This is a genomic window from Streptomyces sp. RP5T (assembly GCF_003933965.1).
Taxonomy (GTDB): domain Bacteria; phylum Actinomycetota; class Actinomycetes; order Streptomycetales; family Streptomycetaceae; genus Streptomyces.
On the sequence record NZ_RSAJ01000937.1, the window covers coordinates 1 to 2,094 of the forward strand.

The following is a 2,094-nucleotide window of genomic DNA, read 5'->3' on the forward strand; positions in this document are numbered from 1 at the left end:
AGATGTGTATAAGAGACAGGTCCAGGACCGTGCCGTCGCGGCGACGGCGCCGGGGCGGCCGCGCGGCGGGCCGCGGAGCCTCCAGGTCGGGGACGAAGGCGGGCCGGGACCCGGTGTTGAAGTGGACGAGGACCTCGTGGCCCTGGAACTCCACGTGCTCCACCAGACCGGTGATCGGCATCTCCCCGGGCCGGGCGGAGGTGCGCTTGGCGATGCGGATCGCCTCCGAGCGCAGTCCCACGATCACCTCGCGGCCCTGCTGGACGCGGAGCAACTGGTGGTCCAGGGACAGGGGTTCGGGCAGCCGCAGGTACTGCTTGCCGAGGCTGATGGTCATCGCGCCGTCCAGCGGGGCCCGGACCAGGCCGCGCAGGAGGTTGATGCGCGGGGTGCCGATGAAGGCGGCCACGAAGACGTTGCGGGGCAGGGCGTACACCGAGCGCGGGGTGCCCACCTGCTGCAGGACTCCCCCGCGCAGTACGGCGACCCGGTCGCCGAGCGACATGGCCTCGGCCTGGTCGTGGGTGACGTAGACCGTGGTGACGCCCAACTCCCGGGTCAGTCCGGCTATTTCGGCACGCAGGTGGTTGCGGAGCTTGGCGTCGAGGTTGGACAGCGGCTCGTCCATGAGGAAGGCGGAGGGGCGCCGGGAGATGGCCCGTCCCATCGCCACGCGCTGGCGCTCGCCGCCGGAGAGCTGGCCCGGGTAACGGTCGAGGAGGTCCTCGATGCCGAGCATGCGGGCGGTGGCGTCCACGCGGGCCCGGGGGTCCTCGTCGGGGGCCTCGATGCGCAGCGGGAAGCCGATGTTGCCCCGGCTGGTCATGTTCGGGTACAGGGCGAAGTTCTGGAAGACCATCGCCATCCGCCGCTCGGCGGGCAGCAGGTCGTTGGCGTACTCGCCGTCGAGCCTGAGCTGCCCCTCGGTGATCTCCTCCAGCCCGGCGATCATCCTGAGCACGGTGGATTTTCCGCAGCCGGAGGGGCCGAGCAGGACGAGGAACTCGCCGGGCGCGATGTCCAGCGAGAGCCGGTCCACCACCCGGGCGCCCCGGGTGTAGGTCTTGCTCACGTGGTGCAGGGATATGGCGCGTGTCATGACGGTGCCCCCGGGGGCTGGATCAGGCGCTGGTTCCGCGGTCGGGAGGCCCCGTGCGGGTCGTACGGGGCTGTGAGTCACGGAAGTTAACGGAATGCGTGCGGCGGGGGGAAGAGAACGGGCGGGATCGGACGCTTCGGTCCAGCACGCGAGATAACGGACGGCTGGATTCCGCGCGGCGCCACGCCCGCCGGCATGCCGTCGGGCTCGCCGGCACACGGTCACGCCCCCGCCCTCACCACGCCGTCACGCTCACCGGCGTCCCGACCACCGTCGGCGTCCCGGCCACCGTCGATGTCCCGGCACTCGTCGACGTCCCGACATTCGTCGACGGTCCGGCGCCTGCCGACCAGCTCTCCCTGGCCGGGGTCCGGATGCCCGAAGGCGTGCCCTCCCAGGCCGGGCTCCGGACGTCCGTCGGCTCGCTCTCCCAGGTGGGCGTCCGGACACCCGTAGGCGTGCTCGCCCTCGCCGGGGTCCGCACGGCCGTCGGCATACGTTCCCGCGTCGCCGGGCCGGAGCTCTTCGCCGGCCGTGGCTCACGGGTCCGGGTGAGGTGGGCGAAGACGACGACGTTGCTGGTGTAGCCCGTCCGCCGGGTGAAGAGTCCGCCGCAGGTGATCACGCGGAGCTCGGGGCGCCGGGCCTGGCCGTAGACCTCCTTGTCGGGGAAGCCCGCCTTGTCGAAGATCTTCACGCGGTCCACGGTGTAGACGGCGGTACGGCCGTCCGCACGCACCGCCTCGATCACCTTGCCGGGCTTCACCTGGCCGAGTGCGGCGAACACGGCGGGGCCGGTCCTGGTGTCGCGGTGGCCGACGGCGATCGCCGTGCCCGTCTCGCCGGGCGTGGCGCCGCCCTCGTACCAGCCCACCAGCTTCGGCTTGTCGACCGGTGGTGTCCCCAGTTCCCGGCCCTTGGTGAGCCCGAGGCCCATGACCGGTGCGTCGATGCCCAGGGACGGGATACGGATGACCGTCGGCCGGGACCGGGAC

General features: G+C 72.2%; 1 pseudogene. It reads right to left on the reverse strand.

The window, feature by feature from the left end:
* Nucleotides 1-1,640: 1,640 nt before the first annotated feature.
* Nucleotides 1,641-2,094 (reverse strand): annotated as a pseudogene (locus EHS43_RS43155) (class F sortase); the annotation flags it as partial.